This is a genomic window from Salinimicrobium soli, assembly GCF_048323655.1.
In the GTDB taxonomy this organism is placed as follows: domain Bacteria; phylum Bacteroidota; class Bacteroidia; order Flavobacteriales; family Flavobacteriaceae; genus Salinimicrobium; species Salinimicrobium soli.
The window spans coordinates 682,127-703,812 of the sequence record NZ_JBLUWW010000003.1; the positions used below are offsets into that span (position 1 = coordinate 682,127).

Sequence of the window (21,686 nt, forward strand, 5' to 3'; positions counted from 1 at the left end):
CTTCTCTTTTTGTTAACCTACTTATGAACCGGATTTGATAGTGTTATAGAATGTTATAACCTGTTGAACATCTTCTGTTGTCCTGGAATTCAATCCTTTTTCTTTCATAAAAGATTTCACCTTGCTTCTGTGTTCTTTCGGGAAAAGTTGGAGAAATTTTTTGGTTGATCTATCAACGGGTTGGGCATAATTTGACTCTCCAACCCTAATGAAAAGATCAGTTCGATCAACATATAGAGGATTTACTACAGGTCTCATAGCTCCTGCCACCTCTCCCGGCCGAACCTTCTTCAAAGGTTTTTCCAATAGGGTCAGTTCATTAGTCTCAGCTTCACCCGGAATAATCCTGAAGTATCCCAGTTTTAAATTTCCTGCATTATCCCGATAAGAAAGTTTCTTATACAGTCTGTCCCCCATTTGGACGTCTACGGCATCCTCCAGGATGTAATTTTGGTTTTCAATCAACACTTCCATCACTTCATTGGCAACATTGTATCTGACTAAAGCATGTAAGGGTTCTTTTCCTTTGAAATACAGAAGAGATGGTGTATACTCATCTATTAAGAATTGACTGCCCTCAATAGCAGTAGGTTTCGGTTCATAGACACCCCTAAGATATCTACTCATAATTTCATTTTCCTCCAGTACTTCGTCCTGGGTTCTTACTACCATTGCATTCTGTGGTGGCAATTCACCAATTTGAGGAAAAACCGAAAATGTCAAGAGTAGAATGATCAGTGTAAAACTCATTTTTTTCATGATAGTGTAGTTTTAAATATTAAATGTAGTGAATTATCGGTTTACTTAACATGCTTGTAATGAATATATTATATTGTTAACAGCTTGCTTTACTTCTCTTAATTACCAATACAGAAAGGCCCTCTACCGAGAAATGAGCTTAATTTTTGTGATCAAATAGAAAACGGGGTTAAGGAATATTTTTTCTGATGAAGTGGTAGCAAAAAAAAAGACAACCACGATGGCTGCCTTTTTTTCTCTGTAAATCCAATTTACTTGTTAGCCTCTAAAGAATTATAGAAAGTTACCACCTCCAGTACATCTTCAGCTGTTTTAGACTTAAGCCTTTTTTCTTTCATAAAAGATTTCACCTTAGCTCTGTGTTCTTTCGGGAAAAGTTTAATGAAATTTCTTGTACTTTTTTCCACCTGGTGGGCGTAGTTGGAATTTTCAAATCTAATGTACAGTTCAGAATTATCCACATAGTACGGATTTGTTGCAGGCCGCATGGGTCCCGCTGCCTCTCCAGGCTTAACTTTTTTCAATGGTTTTTCAAGTAGAGTCACTGCTCCAAATTCAGAATCATCAGAAATTACCTTAAAATACCCCTGTCGCAATTCCTTGTCGCCATTGCGGTAGGAGAATTTCCTGTAAAAATGCCCATCCATTTTAATGTCAATAGCATCTTGCAAGATGTAATTCTGATGTTCCACAAGTACCTCCATTATCTCCTTAACCACATTGTATCGCGCTAATGCATGGAAGGGTTCTTTATCCTGAAAATAAAGAAGAGAGGTCGAATATTCATCTGTGAGATACGGGCTACCATCTATATTAGTAGGCTTTGGGGTATAAGTACCCCTCAAATACCTGCTAAAAATTTCATTATCCTCCAACAGGTGTTCTTGTTGTTTTACAACCATAACATTTGCCGGTTGAACCTTGCCTATTTGGGAATAAACAGGAAACGATAATAGAAAAATAACCAGAAAAAGACCGATTCTTTGCATAACTATATATTTTGAAGTCTTTAAATATAATTAAATATCATGAATTTTAACAAAAGAGGAGGAATCGGTTTGGTCATTTTAAAAATTTTCTCCCTCCTTTTTTTAGGCTCCTTTTTTTTTGTCGTTAATTTAAGTTGGGAATTTCTGAGAGATATTTCTTTAGGTTGGATAAACAACAAAAAAAGGGACAACCTCAGGATTGTCCCTTTTCTTTTAATATAGATCTTTATTACTGTTTGCTGACAATAGAATTATAATACGTTACTACCTCTTGCATATCTTCCTCCTTTTTAGGTTTTAAACCTTTTTCATTCATAAATTCCTTTATTTGATCTTGATGTTCTTTAGGAAAAATTTTGATGAACTTTTTTGTTCTTCTTTCTACAGGAACTGCATAAGTCGAACTTTCAAAGCTTAAATAGAAGTCTGTTTTATCAACATAACGTGGATCTTTAGCGGGACGCATAGCCCCTGCTGCCTGACCTTCTTTCAACTTTTTAAGTGGTTTTTTCAAAAGGCTTAAAGCAGGAGAATCTCCCTCGGTTAAGACCTCGAAGTAACCTACCATCATTTTATCATTTCGCCTGTAATTGAACTGCCGGTATTTTTTACCAAGGATATCCACCTTTATTCCGTACTTCAGGATGTATTCCTCATTTTTTAGTTGCACCTGCATATTTTCTTTGACTACATCATATCGCACATTTGCATAAAGATTTTGATTATCGAAATAAATTGTGCCGGGAAGGAAAGTATCATTTAAAAAAGGACTACCGTCTACATTTGAAAGATCATCAGTGTACACTCCCCTTAGATATTGACTCAAAATTTCATTCTGTTCTGAATTCCTGGTTTCAACCTGGGAAAATACTGTTGAGCTTAAGAAAATAGTAATAAATACAAGTAATAGACTTCGTTCCATTCGTTTTTTTGTTTTAGTTGCGGCAATATATAAAAAGATGAAGAATTAACAGAAAAGGTTAGATTATTTTCTACTCCTGAGGAGTTCGTTTTGCTCTTCCATTAATTTATTAATGTTTTCCAGCAGTTCCACATTTTTAGCCGGAGCAACAGTTTTATTATTGGGATCTTCAGCCTTACGCCGAAAACGGTTCATGAATTTCACCACCAGGAAAACAGTGAAACCAATGATGAGGAAGTCGATCATTACTTCGATAAATAATCCGTAGCCGAGGACAACAGCTTCAGTCTCAACAGCTCCGGAGGCGTCCAAAACGGTTTCCCTGAGAATGATCTGCTTCTCAGAAAAGTTAACTCCGTTAGTAATCATCGCCAAAGGCGGCATTATTACTTGCTTCACCAGAACATCTACAACCTTGTTGAAAGCGGTACCTATAATAATACCTATCGCCATGTCGATCATGTTGCCCTTTATGGCAAACTCCTTAAATTCTTTGATTAGCCCCATTATTCTTCAAAAAGCTTGATCTGGGCCTCGTCCTGTGCGGAATTCTTCTTTTTGATCTTTGCTTCTGAAAAATCAGGGGATTCCTGTTTTTCATCTGCAGAAGATGTCCCTTCCACCGCCTGTTCATCAACTACTTCCAATTCTTCGGCAGGAGTTTCTTCGGGAGCTACAAAGGGCTTAGGCTCCAGTAAATTTATCTGTTTTACTTTTTCTGTAGTCAATTGATTTCCAAGTGCCTTAATCCCTTTGACTGCAATAAATGGTTCAAGTTCAACGGTGTCATTGGGTTTCTGATCTTTTCCTCTCACTTTAGAATATACGACTTCAGCGATAGGAAGATAATCAGTGGAAACTATCTCCAGATAGGATTTCGGATTATCTCCGATGAAATTCTCCTCTTTTTCCTCATTTTCAATAAGGAAACGTTTGACATAGAATCGTTCTTTGTCGGCCTCCCAATAAATAGCTGAAATTGGCTTTTTTGGAACCCATTTCTCGAGTACCACAATATCCCCATCAAATCTGGTGGTGAGCTCCGGTTTAATGGTCTTAGCCACTCCGTTCTGGGTAATGATCAAAAGCCGGTCTTCTCCCTTGAATTCTCCAAGAAGCTCCCCTCTTTCGTCCACATTGAGACGTTTTACCGTGTCATCAAACCAGATGCGACGCGGCTTTAGGGTAGATACTCCTTCTTCTTTTAATTCGATCTTCTTAACAGGATATTTGGTGACGATATTCCCTTTTACAGCCCTTCCTTTAATAGCCATATCAGCAAAATCAACGTCAAATTTGAGTTTTTTGATACTGCCTACCTGTCTCAGGTACACCATTACTACTTCGGCTTCCCCGTTTGGATTAGCAGAGAAATAAAGGATCTCTGAACCTTTCTTACCCTGCGTCAGGTCATACTCCCGATCACGGGTAACAGAGGTTACAGCAAATCGTTTTATGTAGGCCGATCCGCCCTTTCCATCTTTATAAATAAGATTATAAATGGTACGCTTATCTTTCTTTTTAAAGATACCCACGTGGATAATATCCTTGCCAATAAAGGTTTTTGAGTCCACCTTGGTGACCATCATTTTACCATCCCTGGTAAAACAAATGATATCATCAATATCTGAACAATCGGTAACGTACTCATCCCGCTTCAAAGCAGTACCCACAAATCCTTCTTTGCGGTTGACGTACAGCTTGGTATTCCTGATAACCACCTTAGTAGCTTCGATATCTTCAAAAAGCCTTAATTCTGTCTTTCTTTCCTTATCAGAACCATAATCCTTTTTCAAACGGGTGAAGTAAGCGATGGCGTAATCGGTCAGATGATCAAGATGGTGCTTGATCTGTGCGATCTCTCCTTCCAGAGCTTCGATCTTTTGTTGGGCTTTGTCAAGGTCGAATTTTGAGATCCTCTTGATCCTGATCTCTGTAAGACGGACGATATCCTCTTCGGTAACCGCTCTTTTAAGGTGCTGTATGTGTGGCTTTAAACCTTCGTCAATTGCCTTGATAACCCCTTCCCATGTTTCTTCTTCCTCAATATCGCGATAGATCCTATTCTCGATAAAAATTCTTTCTAAGGAAGCGAAGTGCCATTGTTCCTGAAATTCGTCCAGCTTTACCTCCAGGTCGCTTTTCAGCAGTTGTAAAGTGTGGTCTGTAGATCTCCTCAGAATTTCTGAAACTCCCAGGAAAGCCGGTTTGTTATCTATGATCACACAACTCAACGGAGATATCGAGATCTCACAGTTGGTGAAGGCATATAACGCATCAATAGTTTTGTCCGGAGAAATATTGCCGGGAAGATGGATCAGGATCTCTACTTCACTGGACGTGTTGTCTTCGATCTTCTTTATCTTGATCTTACCTTTTTCGTTAGCTTTCAGCACTGAATCAATCAACGTAGAAGTATTGGTGCCAAAAGGGATCTCCTTTATTACCAGTGTGTTTTTGTCAAGTTGAGAAATTTTAGCCCTAACTCTTACGCGGCCTCCTCTCATACCGTCATTATAGTTGGTAATATCGGCAATACCTCCGGTGACGAAATCTGGGTAAAGCTGAAATTTCTTTCCTTTTAAGTGTTTAATACTCGCATCAATGAGTTCATTGAAGTTATGGGGGAGGATTTTTGTACTTAGACCAACGGCGATACCCTCTGCACCCTGTGCAAGTAAAAGAGGGAACATAACCGGAAGATTTACCGGTTCCTTCTTACGACCGTCATAGGACAGCTGCCATTCGGTGATCTTAGGATTATAAACAACATCCAAAGCGAATTTAGACAAGCGTGCTTCAATATACCTGGAAGCTGCCGCCCCGTCCCCGGTAAGGATGTTACCCCAGTTCCCCTGAGTGTCGATCAAAAGATCTTTTTGACCTACCTGCACCATGGCGTCACCAATACTCGCATCACCGTGCGGGTGATACTGCATAGTATGTCCTACAATATTTGCAACCTTGTTGTAGCGACCGTCGTCGAGGTCCTTCATGGAATGCATGATACGCCGCTGCACCGGTTTAAAACCATCTTCCAGGGCAGGAACTGCCCTTTCCAGGATTACATAGGATGCATAATCCAGAAACCAGTCTTTGTACATTCCGGTAACCCTCTTAAGAACTTCCTGTTCCTCTGGTTGTTGCGGATTGTTTTGCTCAAACTGTTCGTCGTCCCTGTGATCGTTTAAATTGTCGTTCTCCATTTAAGCCTTCGCTTTATTTTTCTCCATCACCTTAGCCAGAGAGATCCTGAGTGCCTTGGTCTTTTTCCTGGATAAAAAGGTGATATTGTATTTATAATGTCTGTATCCCCTTTTGTTTCGGGAATGAATGAACACATGTAATCGTTTGTACAGGATGTAATTTTCAATTTTGAAGTTCTGTAACTTTGCCTTCGGAACTTCTGTGCGCTGCTCGCGGTAGCGCATAAATTTCGAGATCAGAAGTCCATTGCTTTTGAAGTTGATGGTCTCCCCATCGCTATCAAATTCAAAGGATTTACCAACGGTGAAGATATAGACCGCAATGGCTAGTGCGATAACATTTGGAATCAGGCTACTGTAATTAAAAGGAACATCATCGTATTTAATCTCCACCGATGCAAATGCATTGGTGATAAAGACAGCCACCACAATAATATATATTGAGGGCACTATACTCGTTTCCTTTTTATTATTAAAGCGCATCTATTCCTCTATAAGATCTAATTCTACTTTTAGGTTGTCAATAATAAATTCCTGCCTGTCAGGAGTATTTTTGCCCATATAGAAGTTGAGCAGCTCTTCAATAGACATGTCCTTGTCCAGCATTACCGGGTCTAGCCGAATGTCATCTCCAATAAAATGCTTGAACTCATCAGGAGAGATCTCCCCAAGTCCTTTAAAGCGCGTGATTTCAACTTTTCCTGAAAGTTTTTCGATCGCCTGTTGCTTTTCGTATTCGGAATAACAGTAGATAGTCTCTTTTTTATTTCTAACCCTGAAAAGCGGGGTTTGAAGTATATACAAGTGATTTTCCTTGATCAACTCCGGAAAGAACTGTAAAAAGAATGTGATAAGTAATAACCGGATGTGCATTCCGTCCACATCGGCATCTGTAGCGATCACAATATTGTTATATCGAAGATCTTCCATCGACTCTTCAATATTCAACGCGGCCTGAAGCAGGTTGAATTCTTCATTTTCATAAACGATCTTCTTAGACATTCCGTAAGAGTTCAGGGGTTTTCCCCTTAAACTGAATACGGCCTGTGTATTTACGTCCCGTGATTTGGTAATGGATCCACTTGCAGAATCACCCTCGGTAATAAATAAGGTACTCTCCAGGTAGCGTTCTTTTTTGCTGTCTCCAAGATGGATCCGGCAGTCTCGAAGTTTTTTATTGTGCAGACTGGCTTTTTTTGCACGGTCCTTTGCCAGTTTTCTAATTCCGGAAAGCTCCTTTCGTTCGCGTTCGGCCTGCATGATCTTGCGCAGTAATAATTCGGCCGTTTCCTGATTTTTATGAAGATAGTTATCGAGTTGGGTCTTTACAAAATCATTAATGTAAGTCCTTACCGTCGGAAGGTCTCCTCCCATATCTGTAGAACCTAATTTGGTCTTGGTCTGACTTTCAAAGACCGGCTCCATTACTTTAATACTGATAGCTGATACCACCGATTTGCGAACATCACTGGCTTCGAAATTCTTTCCGTAGAACTCGCGGATAGTTTTTACCAGAGCTTCTCTAAAAGCTGACTGGTGCGTTCCTCCCTGGGAAGTATGTTGACCATTAACAAAGGAATGATATTCCTCACTGTATTGGGATTTGCTGTGAGTAAGGGCTACTTCAATATCATTGCCCCTAAGATGAATGATCGGGTATAACCGGTCATCAGGATGAATACTGTCAGACAGCAGATCCTTTAATCCGTTCTCTGAATAGAATTTTTCGCCGTTGAAAACTATGGTAAGCCCCGGATTGAGGTACACATAGTTCTTTAGCATTTTCTCAATGTATTCTGAACGGAACTTATAATGTTTAAAGATCAGTTCATCTGGAGTGAAGGTCACTTTGGTACCGCGCCTTCTGGAAGTTTCTTCAAGTTCTTCTTCATTGACCAGGTTCCCCTGTTCAAATTCTGCTGACTTTGATTTCCCGTCACGGGTGGATTCTACTCTAAAACTCGAGGAAAGCGCATTCACTGCCTTGGTACCTACCCCGTTCAAACCTACAGATTTCTTGAAGGCACGGGTATCATACTTTCCACCGGTGTTCATCTTGGATACCACATCCACAACTTTTCCCAAAGGAATACCACGACCGTAATCGCGCACGATCACCTTTTGGTTCTGCACAGAAATGTCGATGGTCTTTCCGGCTCCCATCACGAATTCGTCAATACAGTTGTCGATGACCTCCTTTAGAAGGATATAGATCCCGTCATCTGCACTGGAGCCGTCTCCGAGCTTTCCAATATACATCCCGGGACGCATCCTGATGTGCTCCTTCCAGTCCAGCGACCGTATATTGTCCTCGGTATATTTAGTTTCTTCGCTCATAGCTTCTTCATCCGGATTTGTCGCTAATATAAGGTTTCCACCAAAAAGTTGAAACTTGATGGCGGCAATTTAATTAACAAATGTTTCACAAAAAAAATTGCGGAGCGGCCGTAGAAAAAAATATAGCTCAATGAAGCTCCGGGCTTTGGAAACTGGATAAGTTACAGCTCAAAAACCATACCCCTTGAAAAAGAGGTTTTTAGCCTTCTTTAAGAATTGTATCTAAGAGAAAATTGCTTATACGTTGAACCTGAAATGCATCACGTCCCCATCTTTAACCACATAATCTTTCCCTTCCACTCGCATTTTTCCGGCCTCTTTTACTTTTGCCTCACTTCCATAAGCTACATAATCATCATAAGCGATCACTTCAGCGCGAATAAAGCCTTTTTCAAAGTCTGTGTGAATCACTCCTGCCGCCTGTGGTGCAGTGGCTCCAACAGGAATGGTCCATGCACGTACTTCCTTGACCCCGGCAGTGAAATAGGTTTGCAGGTTGAGTAATCTATAGGCTCCTCTAATTAACTTTGCAGAGCCCGGTTCATCAAGACCAATGTCCTGAAGGAACATTTTGCGCTCCTCGTAATCTTCAAGCTCGGTAATATCAGCTTCGGTTCCCACGGCAAGCACTAGCACCTCTGCCCCTTCCCCTTTTACAGACTCTTTTACCTTTTCAACATATTCATTACCTGTTACGGCATCACTTTCATTCACATTACAAACATACATTACCGGTTTATCTGTGATGAACTGTAAAGGTGCAATGAATTCTTCCCGTTCAGAATCGGTAAGGTCGATGGCGCGAACAGAATTTCCGGCTTCAAGACCTGCTTTCACTTTTAGTAAAGCAGCTTCTTCTTTTTGTGCTTCTTTATTTCCTGTTTTTGCTGCTCTTTTGACCTTCTCCAGCTTCTTTTCAACTGTCTCGAGATCTTTAAGCTGCAGTTCCATATCAATGGTTTCTTTATCCCTAACAGGATTAATGGCTCCATCAACGTGAACAATATTGTCATTTTCAAAGCATCTCAGCACGTGAAGAATTGCATCAGTCTCCCTGATATTCCCAAGGAACTGGTTCCCCAATCCTTCACCCTTGCTGGCCCCTTTCACAAGTCCGGCGATATCAACTATCTCCACTGTTGCAGGAAGAACGCGCTCAGGGTGCACCAGGCTTTCCAGTTTTTCCAGGCGCCGGTCTGGTACGTTGACCACTCCAATGTTAGGTTCAATGGTACAAAAAGGAAAATTCGCGCTCTGTGCCTTGGCATTTGACAAGCAATTAAAAAGAGTTGATTTTCCTACGTTTGGCAGTCCTACGATTCCGGCTTTCATATAATACTATTTGTTCCTGTTTTTGCGGCTGCAAATATAGGTATAAGTAATGAGAAAATACTCCCTGTTCTTTCTGCGGAAATTAAACCCTTCAAATTTCCTTTCTTCCCACCCGAAGCAAAACGGGAAACACCACTTCTCCCGTTTCTCCAAAGCTGTTGTATAGCTCTGCCTCTATTAATGAAACCGGATCTTCTCCCTTTTGTTTAAGATAATTTTTTACTGAAGACCAGGTTCTCAGGTAGCCTAAGAGGTGTTCAAAAGACCATTTTTGACTGATCTCAAAATGAGGTGTTTTTATCTCGCGGAAACGAAAAGGAATGGTCTCATATTTTTCATCGAGGTAACGTCTTTCCGGATACCAGAATGGTCCTACGATATCATTATATAAATGATCGATCACAGCATTAGTGCCCGAATTGCTTCTGAAAAGACTATACCCAATTACGGCTATGTAACCATTCGGTTTTAAAACTCTTTGCACCTCCTGGAAGAAGGATTCCAAATCAAACCAATGTACTGCCTGGGCTACTGTAACCAGATCAAAAAAATGTTCAGGAAAACTGGTTTTTTCAGCAGGTTGTAAAGAGTAATTGATGTTGGATCTCTTTACAGCTGAATCTAATTGAGACCGGCTTATGTCAGTGGCTTCTACCTGCTCAAAGAATTCTGCTAATTCTCCTGCCACCTGTCCGCTCCCAGTTCCGCAATCCCAGGCTCTTTTTCTTTCCGGAGTAAGCTTTTTCAGAAAAGAGAATAATTCCGCAGGGTAATGCGGGCGATACTTCGCATAATCTGATGAACCCGTAGAAAAATAGTCTTTCATGGCACAAGTCAATAATAAGGTAAGGTAAAACAGAATCCAAAACTGACCAAGGTCATGAAAAAAGATTCTCGATTTTCAGGTGTAGCCATTTTCTTTAAACTGTCTGATTTTAGTCACTTTTCACGACTTTTTAACCTCGGGTATTCCCTGCAGGTTTCCAATTAAGCTTACTTTTGCATCACAATTCTAAGACTATGAACAAAGGATTATACATTGCTACAATGGAGCCGCATAGCGGTAAATCACTTATATCGCTCGGTTTGATGCGGGCGCTTCTCGGAAAAACAGTAAAAGTGGGCTATTTCAGGCCCATTATTAATGATGAAAAACCGGGAGCCAGAGATAACCATATAGAAACCGTTTTAAAATATTTCGATCTTCCCCTGGCATACGAGGATTCTTATGCCTTTACCCGAAGTGAGGTGACGCAAAAGCGTAACGAAGGCCGGTCTGGAGAGATCATCGACACCATTATTAGGAAATACAAAAAGTTGGAGGATTCCTTCGACTTTGTACTCGTTGAAGGAAGTGACTTTTCTGGAGAAGGAAGTGTTTTTGAATTCGATGAGAATGTCACCATTGCCAAGAACCTTGGGCTACCGGTGATCATCGTTGCCAGCGGTAGAGGCAAGACCAAAGAAGGATTGATGGGTAGCCTGCAAATGGCTTACCAGAGTTTTGTCAATAAAGATGTACGAGTATTGGCTATGGTGAGCAATAAAATTGAACTCGCTAACCTTAACATTGCCACCAATGGGATGAGGGAATTCCTGCCGGACGATGTGGCGGTTTTTGCTATTCCGTTAATTGATACTCTGGCCAACCCTACTCTCAAAGAGATCGTAGAAGTTCTTGACGGAAAGATCCTTTTTGGAGAGGAATATCTGGACAATCAATCGGGTAGTTTCAACGTAGGAGCGATGCAATTACGCAACTATCTTAACCACCTTAAAAATGAAAGCCTGGTGATCACTCCGGGTGACCGTGCCGATATTATTCTTGGAGCTTTGCAAGCCAATATTTCGAGTAATTATCCAAGAATTTCAGGGATCATCCTGACCGGTGGATTAATTCCGGAAGACTCCATCATCAAGCTTATTGAAGGTTTGTCGCAGGTGGTTCCTATCATTTCGGTAAATGACGGAACTTTCAATGTGACCAACAGAGTTGGCGCGATCAAATCGAATATTTATGCAGACAGTACTCAAAAAATTGAGGCTTCTGTAAGCACTTTTGAAAAGTATATTACCATAGATCCATTGATCGAGCGCTTTGTGAACTTCAAACCTGCCGGTATGACTCCGCGTATGTTCCAATATGGTCTCGTGAAGCGTGCACAGCAACAAAGAAAACATATTGTGCTTCCTGAAGGGACTGATGAGCGCATCCTTACCGCTGCTTCCCGCCTCATTGCGATGGATATTGTAGATCTTACTATTCTTGGGAACGAAGAGGAGATCAAAAAGATGATCATGAAACTGGCGTTGCCTATTGACCTGGAAAAACTTCATATTGTTGATCCTGTTACTTCAGAATATTTTGAGGATTACGTCAAGACGTTCTATGAGCTGCGTAAGCACAAAAATGTGAATATGGACATTGCACGCGATCTCATGAGCGATGTGTCTTACTATGGAACCATGATGATCTATAAAGGCCATGCTGACGGAATGGTTTCAGGTGCCGCACATACCACACAGCACACTATTCGTCCGGCGCTGCAGTTCATTAAGACCAAACCAGGTGTTTCTGTGGTCTCTTCGGTGTTCTTTATGTGTCTGGAAGACCGCGTATCTGTCTTTGGTGATTGCGCGATCAATCCGAATCCTTCTGCGGAAGAACTCGCGGAAATATGTATCTCTTCTGCTGAAAGTAGTAGAGCCTTCGGAATCGAACCAAAAGTAGCCATGCTCTCCTACTCTTCCGGAAGTTCAGGAAAAGGAGAAGACGTGGACCGTGTTCGCGAGGCAACCGAAATTGTGAAGAAAAAACGTCCCGATCTTAAGATCGAAGGACCTATACAATATGACGCGGCAGTTGATCTTAATGTTGGAAAGAGCAAACTTCCGGGATCTGAAGTGGCAGGTCAGGCCAGCGTATTGATCTTCCCGGATCTTAACACCGGAAACAACACCTATAAAGCCGTGCAAAGGGAAACCGGAGCTTTGGCCATAGGCCCAATGCTGCAGGGACTTAACAAACCGGTTAATGACCTTAGCCGTGGCTGTACAGTGGACGATGTTTTCAACACCGTAATTTTAACCGCGATCCAGGCACAGGGGATTTAATTTAAAATTTAAAATTCAGGATTCAAGATAAGATCGATCAAATAATTAATTTGAAAATAAATAGGTTCCAAAAAAGCTATTTTTGAAGCCTCTTTTGGAACAAGAAGAAATAGAAATGAAAAACATATTAGTAATAAACTCCGGAAGTTCGTCTTTAAAATTTCAGCTGATCAGTATGCCTTCAGAAGAAGTCCTGGCTTCAGGATTAGTGGAACGCATTGGCCTGGACACTGGAAAAGTGCATTACAAATCGGGTAGCTTTTCAACTTCCGAAGAAATGCCGGTTAAAGACCATTCCGTGGCACTAAAAGAAGTGACCAAACATTTGATGGATCCCGAAAAAGGGGTTATTAAAGACCCGGCTGAGATCGCGGCCATTGGTCACCGGGTGGTTCACGGGGGCGCCACTTTTTCTGATACTATAGTAATTGATGAAAAGGTGAAAGGTAAGATCAAGGAACTCTTTTCTCTTGCACCGTTACACAACCCTCCCAATTTGAAAGGAATTGAAGTTGCAGAGGAGATCTTTCCGCAGGCAAAACAAGTAGGCGTTTTTGATACAGCTTTTCACCAGAGCATTCCTTCAAGAGCAAACAGGTATGCCATTCCAAATGAGCTTTTTGATAAAGAACAGATTCAGGTATACGGTTTTCATGGGACCAGTCATAAGTATGTTTCAGAAAAGGCAAATGAGCTTCTGGGAGATGATAATACTAAGCTTGTTACTGTTCACTTAGGGAATGGCTGTAGTATTACGGCTGTGGAAAATGGCAAAAGCGTAGATCACAGTCTTGGTTTTGGGCCGGTGAATGGGTTGATCATGGGAACCAGAAGTGGTGATATTGACCAATCGGTTATCTTCTATATGATCGAGCATCTTGGCTATACTGCTAAAGAAGTAAGCGACTTATTACACCATAAGAGTGGAATGCTGGGCCTAACAGGTTACAGTGATCTTCGCGATATTGAAGAACAGGCCGAAATGGGTAATCGTCAATGTCAGCTTGCTTTAGAAATGAATGCCTATAGGATCAAAAAATATATTGGAGGCTACGCGGCAGCGATGAATGGTCTTGACGCTGTTGTCTTTACGGCGGGGATTGGGGAGAACAGTGATGTAATAAGACGAATGGTCTGTAAAAATATGGATTACCTTGGATTGAAACTGGACGAACAGAAAAATTCTGTACGCTCAAAAGAAAACAGGAAGATCAATAAAGAAGGAGCTTCGGTTAAGATCTTTGTTATTCCGACAAATGAAGAACTGGAGATTGCAAAACAAACATTTGATATGCTTGCTTAAAAAGGCATTTTAAGATAATCTTTGAGGGGAGGCGCTATAAGAACAAATAGGTCTCCCCTTTTTTTACCCCTTCGGCGAAAGATGCAATCGTATTTTCTTCCAGTTCCTGTAGAAATCTTTTTTTCATTGGTTGTACTGCAAAATGTACAGGACAGGGTTTTTCGGAACTACATTTCTTGAGGCCAAGTACGCACTCTTCAAGGCGTTCTATTCCATCAATACTCTTTACTACTTGTATCAAACTCATTTCCTGGGCTTCAGGGGTCATATAGAATCCTCCATTGGGCCCCTTGCTGGAAGAAATGATCTTATCCCGGGAAAGTGTCTGCAATAGTTTAGCTAAAAAAGGTGAGGGCAGTTTGATCGCTTCGGCAATCTCACGGGCTCTTATCTTCTTCTTTTCGGTTGAGTTAACTGCCAGATACAGGACAGCATTGACAGCATATTTTCCGGAACTTGAAAGCATAACGGCTAAATTTAGTTTGCAAAAGTACTATTATTCCTGCCACAGTGGAGAATCTTCAAAAAAATTCCCAAACCTGATCTGTGTCATATTATAAAGCTTATTTAAAAGAGACATTTGTGTCCTATTAAGCTAATAACTTATAGAATGGAACATTAAATATTAAAAGACCTTTTTATCTTTTATTAAATCAAATGTCGTAAATTTGTCCAATAATTTAAATACTCTTTATCATGAAATTAACTTTTAAGATCCTATCTCTATTACTAGTTCTTTTTGCAGTTGCCTGTGGTGACGGCAAAAAGGAAGAAAAAGAACAAATTCGTTTAAATGACAATGAACCCACCTCTCAAGCTGCCGAGACCACAGAAGCTAAAACTTCTGAGATCGATCCAATGGAAACTAAAGGTGTGGGTCCTATTAAAGAAGTTGACCTATCCCCTACTATCGACGAAGCGATGGCGGCAAGAGGAGAAGCTACCTTTAAACAAATGTGTACCGCTTGTCATAAAACAGACAAAAAATTCATTGGACCAGCTATTTCCGGGGTGACCGAAAGAAGAACTCCTGAATGGATCATGAATATGATCCTTAATCCTACTGAGATGGTGCAGAAAGACCCATTAGCAAAGCAACTTCTTATGGAGCACAATGGTTCTCCAATGGCCAACCAAAACCTGTCTGAAGAACAGGCTCGTGCAATACTGGAGTATTTCAGGCAACTTGATGAAAAATAATTAAATACCCCTCTGCCATAACCACCTATCACTAAAAACCAATATTTATGAAAACAAATCATTATTTCCTGAGTCTATTTTTAAGTGGTCTCTTCCTTTTTACAGGTTGTAAAGAAGACGCGAAAACTTCGGAGTCAGTTTCTGGATCGGAGCAAGAAACCGTCCAGTCTGGGTCTAATAAAGGTCAGGCGTTCATTGACGACGAGAGTGAAACCCCTAATGCTTTAAGGGTAGCTATAAATTCTGAAGATCATACTACTCTGGTTGCTGCGGTTGAAGCAGCTGATGTGCAAAACGCCCTTGTTAATGTAGGTCCCCTAACTGTATTTGCTCCTGTAAATTCAGCCTTCGACAAGCTTCCTGATGGAACCTTGGATGACCTGCTTAAACCAGAAAACAAAAGTAAACTAGCTTTTATACTTACGAATCATGTGGCTCCAAGCAATTATCCCATTGATATGCTCAAAAAGAACGTAGAAAAGGGACGAAAGCTTTATATGGCTTCTGGGGAAAACGTTGAAGTTACTCAGGAAGGAGATGATATCTATGTGGGCGGCGCAAAGATATTAGGAACCGTAAATGCCAGTAATGGTTGGGTTCATGTGGTTGATGCCGTGATTTTACCAAAAAACTAATAACAATTATAAAATGAAAAAACTAAGTTCTATTTTATCTATTGCCTTTCTTTCGTTGTTAATGGTTAGCTGCGGAGATGATGATACCAAGACCAGCAAATCTGGTGGTGCCATGGCAGCTAATGTTGCAGAAAGAGTATATGTAGCTCCAGGAGAGCACGACGAATTCTATGCTTTCATCTCTGGAGGGTATAGTGGAAACCTTACTGTTTACGGACTTCCTTCAGGAAGGATGTTAAAGGAGATTCCTGTATTCTCTCAATTCCCAACTTCTGGTTATGGGTATTCTGAGGAAACCAAGCCTATGCTGAATACTTCCTTCGGATTTGTGCCATGGGGAGATTCTCACCACCCTGATATTTCTCAGACTAACGGAGAGACTGATGGTCGTTGGGTTTTTATCAATGAAAACAACACGCCACGAATTGCCCGTATTAGCCTTGAGACTTTTGAGACTGAAGAGATCATTGAAATTCCTCACAGTGCTGGAAACCACTCCTCCTCTTTCGTTACTGAAAATACAGAATACGTAGTGGCAGGAACCCGTTTCTCTGTTCCTTACCCACAAGAAGATGTGGCAATAGAAAACATGAAAGGAAATTTTAAAGGCCCTCTTACTTTTATTGCTGTTGACGATGAAGGACATATGAAAATTGACTTCCAGTTAAAAATGCCAGGATTCAACTACGATCTTTCCCACCCAGGTCGCGGAGATTCTCACGGCTGGTTCTTCTTCACTACTTATAATACTGAAGAAGCTCATACCCTGCAGGAAGTAAATGCTTCTCAAAACGATAAAGACTTTATCGCAGCTGTAAACTGGAAGAAGATCCAGGAGTATGTAGCAAACGGAGGTGGTGAAGAAATTGATGCAGAGTATGCTCATAACGTTTATGATCATGAAACTCATGCTGCTACTTCTACCATGATGAAAAAAGTATTGACAGTAGATCCAAGAGAAGTTGAAGGAGCTGTTTACTTTATGCCAACCCCAAAGTCTCCGCACGGTTGTGATGTTGATCCTTCCGGAGAATATATCGTAGGAAACGGTAAACTTTCAACAGACCTTACAGTTCACTCTTTCTCTAAAATGCTAAAAGCTATTGAAAACAAGGAATTTGATGGGGAAGCTTATGGAATTCCAATCCTTAACTTCGAGTCTACCCTTGCCGGTACTGTAAAAGAAGGAGGTCTTGGGCCACTACATACCGAATTTGATGGTAAAGGAAATGCCTACACAACTTTCTTTATCTCTTCTGAAGTTGTTAAATGGAAGCTCGGAACCTGGGAAGTTCTTGACAGGCAACCAAGTTATTACTCTGTTGGTCACCTTATGATACCAGGAGGAAACTCCAGAAATCCTGAAGGTAAGTATCTGGTTTCTATGAACAAGATCACTAAAGACCGTTACCTGCCTACAGGTCCTGAATTAGAGCACTCTGCACAGTTGTATGACATCTCAGGAGACAAAATGGAATTGCTACTTGATTTCCCAACTCACGGGGAACCTCACTACGCTGCAGGTATTTCTGCTGATAAAGTGAAGGCTAACTCCAGAAAGATCTATCGCCTTGATGAGAATAAGCACAAGTATGCTGCACTAACCGAAGGAGATACTAAGATGGTTCGCAATGGAAATGAAGTTCATGTCTATATGACTACTGTAAGAAGCCACTTCTCTCCAGACAACCTTGAAGGTATCAAAGTGGGTGATAAAGTTTATTTCCACGTGACTAACCTGGAACAGGACTTTGATGTACCACACGGTTTTGCAATGATTGGAGCTAATACTTCAGAGTTGTTGATCATGCCGGGGCAAACCAAAACAGTTACCTGGGAGCCTAAAAAAGAAGGGGTTTGGCCTTTCTACTGTACAGATTTCTGTTCAGCCCTTCACCAGGAAATGCAGGGATACGTAAGAGTATCAGGAAAGAATTCCAATGTGCCGCTTAAATGGACTCTGGACGGAGAGTAGTTAGGTTTAATTAGTTGAAATTTAACTCTTCAATTTTTGAAAGCGGGTTGGGTAACTACCCGCTTTCTTTTCTAAAACTTTTAAATATGAAAACTTCTGGAATCTTAATGATAATTGGTTCCGCCTTATTACTGGGACTTTTTGTATATCCCTTGTGGAATATTCGACTTGAAGCACCTCAGTACCCCGATCCTCTTGGAATGGATATTTATATCGCAGGAATAGAGGGAGAAGAAGAATTTGACATTCAGAATATTGATGGAATTAACCATTATATAGGAATGAAAAAAATTCCAAAGCCTGCAGAAATGTGGGAATTCAATGTCTTTCCCCTGGTTATAGGTGGAATGGCTGCATTAGGAATTGTTTTGGGCCTCCTTGGATTCTTAAAAAAGATCAGTCCAAACTGGTTTTTAGGTTGGCTGGTCTTAATGGGTGTTCTGGGTATTCTGGGTATGTATGATTTTAATAATTGGTTGATCGATTATGGAACTGACCTGGATCCAAAGGCTATAATCAAACTTACAGATGCTGAAGGGAATCCTTTGAGCTATAAACCGCCATTACTGGGCTCTCAAGATATTCTTAACTTTACGGCCCATTCTTATCCAGAAAAAGGAGCTTATATGATGTTCATAGGAATGTTTTTAACTTTGATAGCCTGGATTGTTGGAAGAAGAAATGTGAGTGAAAAAATTTAAAAGATGAAAAAGATCATTTACCTGTTGATATTGATAATTTCTGTTTCATGCAGTAATGAACCTGAGCCCATAAATTATGGAGCAGATGCCTGTGATTTTTGTGAAATGACGATAGTGAGTTCTGCTTTTTCTGCTCAGGCTGTGAGCACAAAAGGAAAACAGTTTAAATATGATGCAATTGAATGCATGGTAAATGATCTTCATCAAATAGACGTAGATATGGCTGTTCTTAGAGTTGCAGATTACGCTCATCCCGGAACTATGATTTCTGTCAAGGATGCCGTTTTTGTTGTTAATGACTCTATAAAAAGCCCTATGGGAGCCAACCTGGCTGCAGTAAAGAAAAACGAAAGAAAGAGCCTGATCAACACCGAATCAACTTTTGACTGGGAAGGTCTAAAGGTTCATTTTCTTCGGAATGATTCAGTGTATACAATTAACAGATAATGAGGGTTTTATTACTTATCCTGATCTTCACTGGATTCTCCCTTCACGCTAAAGAAATTGAAGTCTGTCCTGATTGTAAAATAAATACTGTTCAGGCAGCAGTGGATTTGGCTGAAGATGGAGATGTTATCCGGATAAAAAGCGGGATATACAAAGAAGATGGGATTCAGATAATCGATAAATCAATCCAGATTATTGGTGAGGGTTATCCTGTTATCGATGCCAGCATGAATGGAACTGCTATCACAGTAAGAGGTGAAAACTTTTCCATTGAAGGCATTAAGATAGTCAATATAGGTACGAGCCACACCTCAGATTTTGCCGCTATTCTGGTTTCCCGTTCTAAAAATTTTAAGATCAACAATAACAGGCTTGAAAACGTGTTTTTTGGGATCCTTATTGAAAGATCGTCCAACGGAACTATTTCTAACAACAGGATAAAGAGTGAATCAGAGATACAGGCAAAATCCGGTAATGGCATTCACATGTGGCATTCTAATGACCTTACGGTAAAAAGTAATGAAATTATTGGAGTAAGAGACGGAATTTACCTGGAGTTCGTGAACAATTGTACTATTGAGGAGAACATCTGCAAAGACAATCTAAGATACGGCCTGCATTTCATGTTCTCTGATCATAATACCTATCTTGAAAATACTTTTGAGAACAATGGAGCCGGTGTGGCAGTAATGTATTCTAAATTCATTGAAATGCGCCGGAACCTATTCAGAAAGAACTGGGGGAGCGCTTCGTATGGATTACTCCTTAAAGAAATCAGTGATTCAGATTTGATCAACAACACCTTTGAAGATAATACCATTGCAATTAGTGCAGATAATACTAACAGGATCAATTATACACATAACGACTTTATAGGTAATGGATATGCAATAAGAATTCGCGGGGCATGTTATAACAATAATTTCACCCTGAATAATTTCCTGTCAAATTCATTTGATGTAGCCTACACCGGGAATATTAATGAGAACGAATTCCGTAAAAATTATTGGAGTGATTATACGGGCTATGATTTGAACCATGATGGAACCGGAGATGTCCCCTACCGTCCCGTAAAGCTTTTTTCTTATGTAGTCACCCAAACTCCGGAAGCAATTATCCTTTTAAGGAGCATGTTTATTAGTCTACTGGATTTTTCAGAAAAAGTGTCCCCCATTTTTACACCTGCAGAATTGATAGACCCGGAACCCCAAATGAGAAAGATAAAATGATACAAATAAAAGACCTGCATAAAAAATTCGGCCCTCAGGTGGTGCTGAACGGTTTGGACCTGGATGTCAAAGACCAGGGCATTGTCGCTGTTCTTGGCCCTAATGGCTCCGGAAAAACAACTCTTATAAAGAGCATTTTAGGAATGGTAGTGCCTGATAAAGGCCAGATAGAGTTGGACGGGAACAGTGTTCTAAACCGTTGGAACTACCGCAAAAACATTGACTATTTACCGCAGATAGCTAATTTTCCCGGAAATTTGAAGGTGATGGAACTTATCACCATGATCAAAGACCTAAGAGGAAAGTCAGCAAGGGATAAGGAGCTGATCGAATTCTTTAAGCTACAGCCTTACCTGGACAAGAAACTTAATAAGCTTTCAGGTGGAACGAAACAAAAAGTCAATCTCGTTCTCTGCTTTATGTTTGACAGTCCGCTGATCATTTTAGACGAACCTACTTCGGGACTTGATCCCATTTCACTTTTACATCTTCGGGAACTTATTCAGCTGGAAAAAGAGAAGGGAAAAACTATTCTCATTACTTCTCATATCATGAATTTCGTGGAAGAGGTCGCTGACAGGATCGTCTTTTTGCTCGAAGGGAAAATTTATTTTGACGGTACGGTATCAGAACTGAAATCCAGAACAGGACAAGAGGATTTTGAACACGCTATAGCCAATCTTTTAACTGAGGAATATGTTTAAGATTTTAAAATACAGTTTTTTTGACCTTACAAGAAGTAGCTGGAGTTATGTGTACTTCTTTTTCTATCTTCTTTTGGGAGTCGTTCTATTGTTTTTGAACAATGACCTTTCAACCGCAATTATCACCCTTATGAATGTCATTATCATGATTGTGCCTCTCATAGGCACCATCTTTGGCGTGATGTATTATTACAATTCCAGGTAATTTACCGAGTTGCTCCTCGCCCAGCCCGTTAAGCGGAGTTCTATTTTTCTGGGGCAGTATTTTGGGGTTGCGATTTCCCTCTCCCTGAGCTTGATCCTAGGACTTGGAATTCCATTTGCTGCTTACGGACTCTTTAAGTCGCCGGCCATCTGGGATTTTATAATGCTTTTGATCACGGGCCTGTTCCTTACTCTTATCTTTTCGGCTTTGGCTTTTAATATAGCACTGTCTCACGAGAACAAGATAAAGGGATTTGGATATGCCATTTTGTTGTGGCTATTTCTCGCGGTGATCTATGACGGTATCTTTCTCCTTTCTCTTGTATACTTTCAGGAATATCCGCTTGATAAATTTTCACTTATCGCCACTATGTTTAATCCCATAGATCTTTCCAGGATTCTTATTCTCCTGAAATTGGATATTTCTGCCCTTTTAAGCTATACCGGGGCAGTCTTCAAGCAATTCTTCGGAACACCCGTGGGAGCGTTTACTTCTATGGGCATGTTGGTTCTATGGGTGCTGTTTCCTTTATGGCGTATTAAAAATGTTATTCGGAAAAAGGATTTTTAACCCCTGTTATTCATTGTTTAACAGAATTTCACACGGTTACACAGTCTTTGTTTATTAA

General features: G+C 40.5%; 19 protein-coding genes and 1 pseudogene. 10 read left to right on the plus strand and 10 right to left on the minus strand.

Annotation, left to right across the window (positions count from 1 at the left end; genetic code table 11):
* Positions 1 to 21: 21 nt before the first annotated feature.
* The 9 genes from ACNORC_RS12535 to ACNORC_RS12575 form a co-directional block, all read right to left on the minus strand.
* Positions 22 to 759, minus strand: coding sequence for a hypothetical protein (locus ACNORC_RS12535; protein ID WP_418335994.1), 738 nt, complete (start codon positions 757 to 759; stop codon positions 22 to 24).
* Positions 760 to 1,010: 251 nt separating this feature from the next.
* Positions 1,011 to 1,748: a hypothetical protein gene (locus ACNORC_RS12540; protein ID WP_418335995.1), complete on the minus strand. Its 738-nt coding sequence runs from the start codon at positions 1,746 to 1,748 to the stop codon at positions 1,011 to 1,013.
* Positions 1,749 to 1,977: 229 nt separating this feature from the next.
* Positions 1,978 to 2,670, minus strand: a complete 693-nt coding sequence (locus ACNORC_RS12545; protein WP_418335996.1) for a hypothetical protein — start codon at positions 2,668 to 2,670, stop codon at positions 1,978 to 1,980.
* Positions 2,671 to 2,733: 63 nt separating this feature from the next.
* Entirely contained in the window at positions 2,734 to 3,177 is a 444-nt protein-coding gene (gene mscL, locus ACNORC_RS12550) for a large-conductance mechanosensitive channel protein MscL (RefSeq protein ID WP_418335997.1), read from the minus strand.
* Complete coding sequence (locus ACNORC_RS12555) at positions 3,177 to 5,876, minus strand: DNA gyrase/topoisomerase IV subunit A (RefSeq protein ID WP_418335998.1); 2,700 nt, start codon at positions 5,874 to 5,876, stop codon at positions 3,177 to 3,179. Before ACNORC_RS12555 ends, mscL begins: the two co-directional genes overlap by 1 nt.
* Positions 5,877 to 6,359: a hypothetical protein gene (locus ACNORC_RS12560; protein ID WP_418335999.1), complete on the minus strand. Its 483-nt coding sequence runs from the start codon at positions 6,357 to 6,359 to the stop codon at positions 5,877 to 5,879.
* Positions 6,360 to 8,213, minus strand: coding sequence for a DNA topoisomerase IV subunit B (locus tag ACNORC_RS12565; RefSeq protein ID WP_418336000.1), 1,854 nt, complete (start codon positions 8,211 to 8,213; stop codon positions 6,360 to 6,362). It lies immediately after the preceding gene.
* Between the two features lie 237 nt (positions 8,214 to 8,450).
* Complete coding sequence (gene ychF, locus ACNORC_RS12570; RefSeq protein WP_418336001.1) at positions 8,451 to 9,545, minus strand: redox-regulated ATPase YchF; 1,095 nt, start codon at positions 9,543 to 9,545, stop codon at positions 8,451 to 8,453.
* Between the two features lie 91 nt (positions 9,546 to 9,636).
* Entirely contained in the window at positions 9,637 to 10,371 is a 735-nt protein-coding gene (locus ACNORC_RS12575; RefSeq protein WP_418336002.1) for a class I SAM-dependent methyltransferase, read from the minus strand.
* A gap of 194 nt (positions 10,372 to 10,565) precedes the next feature.
* On the opposite strand from ACNORC_RS12575, the gene pta reads away from it, so the two are divergent.
* Both pta and ACNORC_RS12585 read left to right on the plus strand, forming a co-directional pair.
* Complete coding sequence (pta, locus tag ACNORC_RS12580; protein ID WP_418336003.1) at positions 10,566 to 12,659, plus strand: phosphate acetyltransferase; 2,094 nt, start codon at positions 10,566 to 10,568, stop codon at positions 12,657 to 12,659.
* Positions 12,660 to 12,774: 115 nt separating this feature from the next.
* Positions 12,775 to 13,962, plus strand: coding sequence for an acetate/propionate family kinase (locus ACNORC_RS12585; protein ID WP_418336004.1), 1,188 nt, complete (start codon positions 12,775 to 12,777; stop codon positions 13,960 to 13,962).
* Positions 13,963 to 13,996: 34 nt separating this feature from the next.
* Here the strand turns inward: ACNORC_RS12585 and ACNORC_RS12590 are convergent, their stop codons facing one another.
* Positions 13,997 to 14,428 (minus strand): RrF2 family transcriptional regulator, encoded by a 432-nt coding sequence (locus ACNORC_RS12590; protein WP_418336005.1) that lies wholly within the window; start codon positions 14,426 to 14,428, stop codon positions 13,997 to 13,999.
* 230 nt (positions 14,429 to 14,658) lie between these two features.
* Between ACNORC_RS12590 and ACNORC_RS12595 the strand changes: the two genes are divergently transcribed.
* From ACNORC_RS12595 to ACNORC_RS12630, 8 genes and pseudogenes are all read left to right on the plus strand, one after another.
* Positions 14,659 to 15,162 carry a c-type cytochrome gene (locus ACNORC_RS12595; protein WP_418336006.1) on the plus strand — a complete coding sequence of 168 codons (504 nt, stop codon included), beginning with the start codon at positions 14,659 to 14,661 and terminating at the stop codon, positions 15,160 to 15,162.
* Between the two features lie 47 nt (positions 15,163 to 15,209).
* Positions 15,210 to 15,797, plus strand: a complete 588-nt coding sequence (locus tag ACNORC_RS12600; RefSeq protein WP_418336007.1) for a fasciclin domain-containing protein — start codon at positions 15,210 to 15,212, stop codon at positions 15,795 to 15,797.
* Between the two features lie 13 nt (positions 15,798 to 15,810).
* Entirely contained in the window at positions 15,811 to 17,772 is a 1,962-nt protein-coding gene (nosZ, locus tag ACNORC_RS12605) for a Sec-dependent nitrous-oxide reductase (RefSeq protein WP_418336008.1), read from the plus strand.
* A gap of 86 nt (positions 17,773 to 17,858) precedes the next feature.
* Positions 17,859 to 18,473, plus strand: a complete 615-nt coding sequence (locus ACNORC_RS12610) for a hypothetical protein (protein ID WP_418336009.1) — start codon at positions 17,859 to 17,861, stop codon at positions 18,471 to 18,473.
* Between the two features lie 3 nt (positions 18,474 to 18,476).
* Positions 18,477 to 18,920 (plus strand): nitrous oxide reductase accessory protein NosL, encoded by a 444-nt coding sequence (locus ACNORC_RS12615; RefSeq protein WP_418336010.1) that lies wholly within the window; start codon positions 18,477 to 18,479, stop codon positions 18,918 to 18,920.
* Positions 18,920 to 20,149: a nitrous oxide reductase family maturation protein NosD gene (locus ACNORC_RS12620; protein ID WP_418336011.1), complete on the plus strand. Its 1,230-nt coding sequence runs from the start codon at positions 18,920 to 18,922 to the stop codon at positions 20,147 to 20,149. The genes ACNORC_RS12615 and ACNORC_RS12620 overlap by 1 nt, the downstream gene beginning before the upstream one ends.
* A complete protein-coding gene (locus ACNORC_RS12625) occupies positions 20,146 to 20,853 on the plus strand; it encodes an ABC transporter ATP-binding protein (protein WP_418336012.1) in 708 nt (235 codons plus the stop codon). The genes ACNORC_RS12620 and ACNORC_RS12625 overlap by 4 nt, the downstream gene beginning before the upstream one ends.
* Positions 20,846 to 21,628: pseudogene (locus ACNORC_RS12630) on the plus strand (ABC transporter permease). The gene ACNORC_RS12625 and the pseudogene ACNORC_RS12630 overlap by 8 nt, the downstream one beginning before the upstream one ends.
* Positions 21,629 to 21,686: the final 58 nt, after the last annotated feature.

Coding starts and splice junctions, on each gene's coding strand:
- ychF (WP_418336001.1), bottom strand. CDS start 9,545: ATGAAAGCCGGAATCGTAGGACTGCCAAACGTAGGAAAATCAACTCTT.
- pta (WP_418336003.1), top strand. CDS start 10,566: ATGAACAAAGGATTATACATTGCTACAATGGAGCCGCATAGCGGTAAA.
- ACNORC_RS12540 (WP_418335995.1), bottom strand. CDS start 1,748: ATGCAAAGAATCGGTCTTTTTCTGGTTATTTTTCTATTATCGTTTCCT.
- ACNORC_RS12555 (WP_418335998.1), bottom strand. CDS start 5,876: ATGGAGAACGACAATTTAAACGATCACAGGGACGACGAACAGTTTGAG.
- ACNORC_RS12590 (WP_418336005.1), bottom strand. CDS start 14,428: ATGCTTTCAAGTTCCGGAAAATATGCTGTCAATGCTGTCCTGTATCTG.
- ACNORC_RS12620 (WP_418336011.1), top strand. CDS start 18,920: ATGAGGGTTTTATTACTTATCCTGATCTTCACTGGATTCTCCCTTCAC.
- ACNORC_RS12545 (WP_418335996.1), bottom strand. CDS start 2,670: ATGGAACGAAGTCTATTACTTGTATTTATTACTATTTTCTTAAGCTCA.
- ACNORC_RS12560 (WP_418335999.1), bottom strand. CDS start 6,359: ATGCGCTTTAATAATAAAAAGGAAACGAGTATAGTGCCCTCAATATAT.
- ACNORC_RS12600 (WP_418336007.1), top strand. CDS start 15,210: ATGAAAACAAATCATTATTTCCTGAGTCTATTTTTAAGTGGTCTCTTC.
- ACNORC_RS12565 (WP_418336000.1), bottom strand. CDS start 8,213: ATGAGCGAAGAAACTAAATATACCGAGGACAATATACGGTCGCTGGAC.
- ACNORC_RS12575 (WP_418336002.1), bottom strand. CDS start 10,371: ATGAAAGACTATTTTTCTACGGGTTCATCAGATTATGCGAAGTATCGC.
- ACNORC_RS12535 (WP_418335994.1), bottom strand. CDS start 759: ATGAAAAAAATGAGTTTTACACTGATCATTCTACTCTTGACATTTTCG.
- nosZ (WP_418336008.1), top strand. CDS start 15,811: ATGAAAAAACTAAGTTCTATTTTATCTATTGCCTTTCTTTCGTTGTTA.
- ACNORC_RS12595 (WP_418336006.1), top strand. CDS start 14,659: ATGAAATTAACTTTTAAGATCCTATCTCTATTACTAGTTCTTTTTGCA.
- ACNORC_RS12625 (WP_418336012.1), top strand. CDS start 20,146: ATGATACAAATAAAAGACCTGCATAAAAAATTCGGCCCTCAGGTGGTG.
- ACNORC_RS12585 (WP_418336004.1), top strand. CDS start 12,775: ATGAAAAACATATTAGTAATAAACTCCGGAAGTTCGTCTTTAAAATTT.
- ACNORC_RS12615 (WP_418336010.1), top strand. CDS start 18,477: ATGAAAAAGATCATTTACCTGTTGATATTGATAATTTCTGTTTCATGC.
- mscL (WP_418335997.1), bottom strand. CDS start 3,177: ATGGGGCTAATCAAAGAATTTAAGGAGTTTGCCATAAAGGGCAACATG.
- ACNORC_RS12610 (WP_418336009.1), top strand. CDS start 17,859: ATGAAAACTTCTGGAATCTTAATGATAATTGGTTCCGCCTTATTACTG.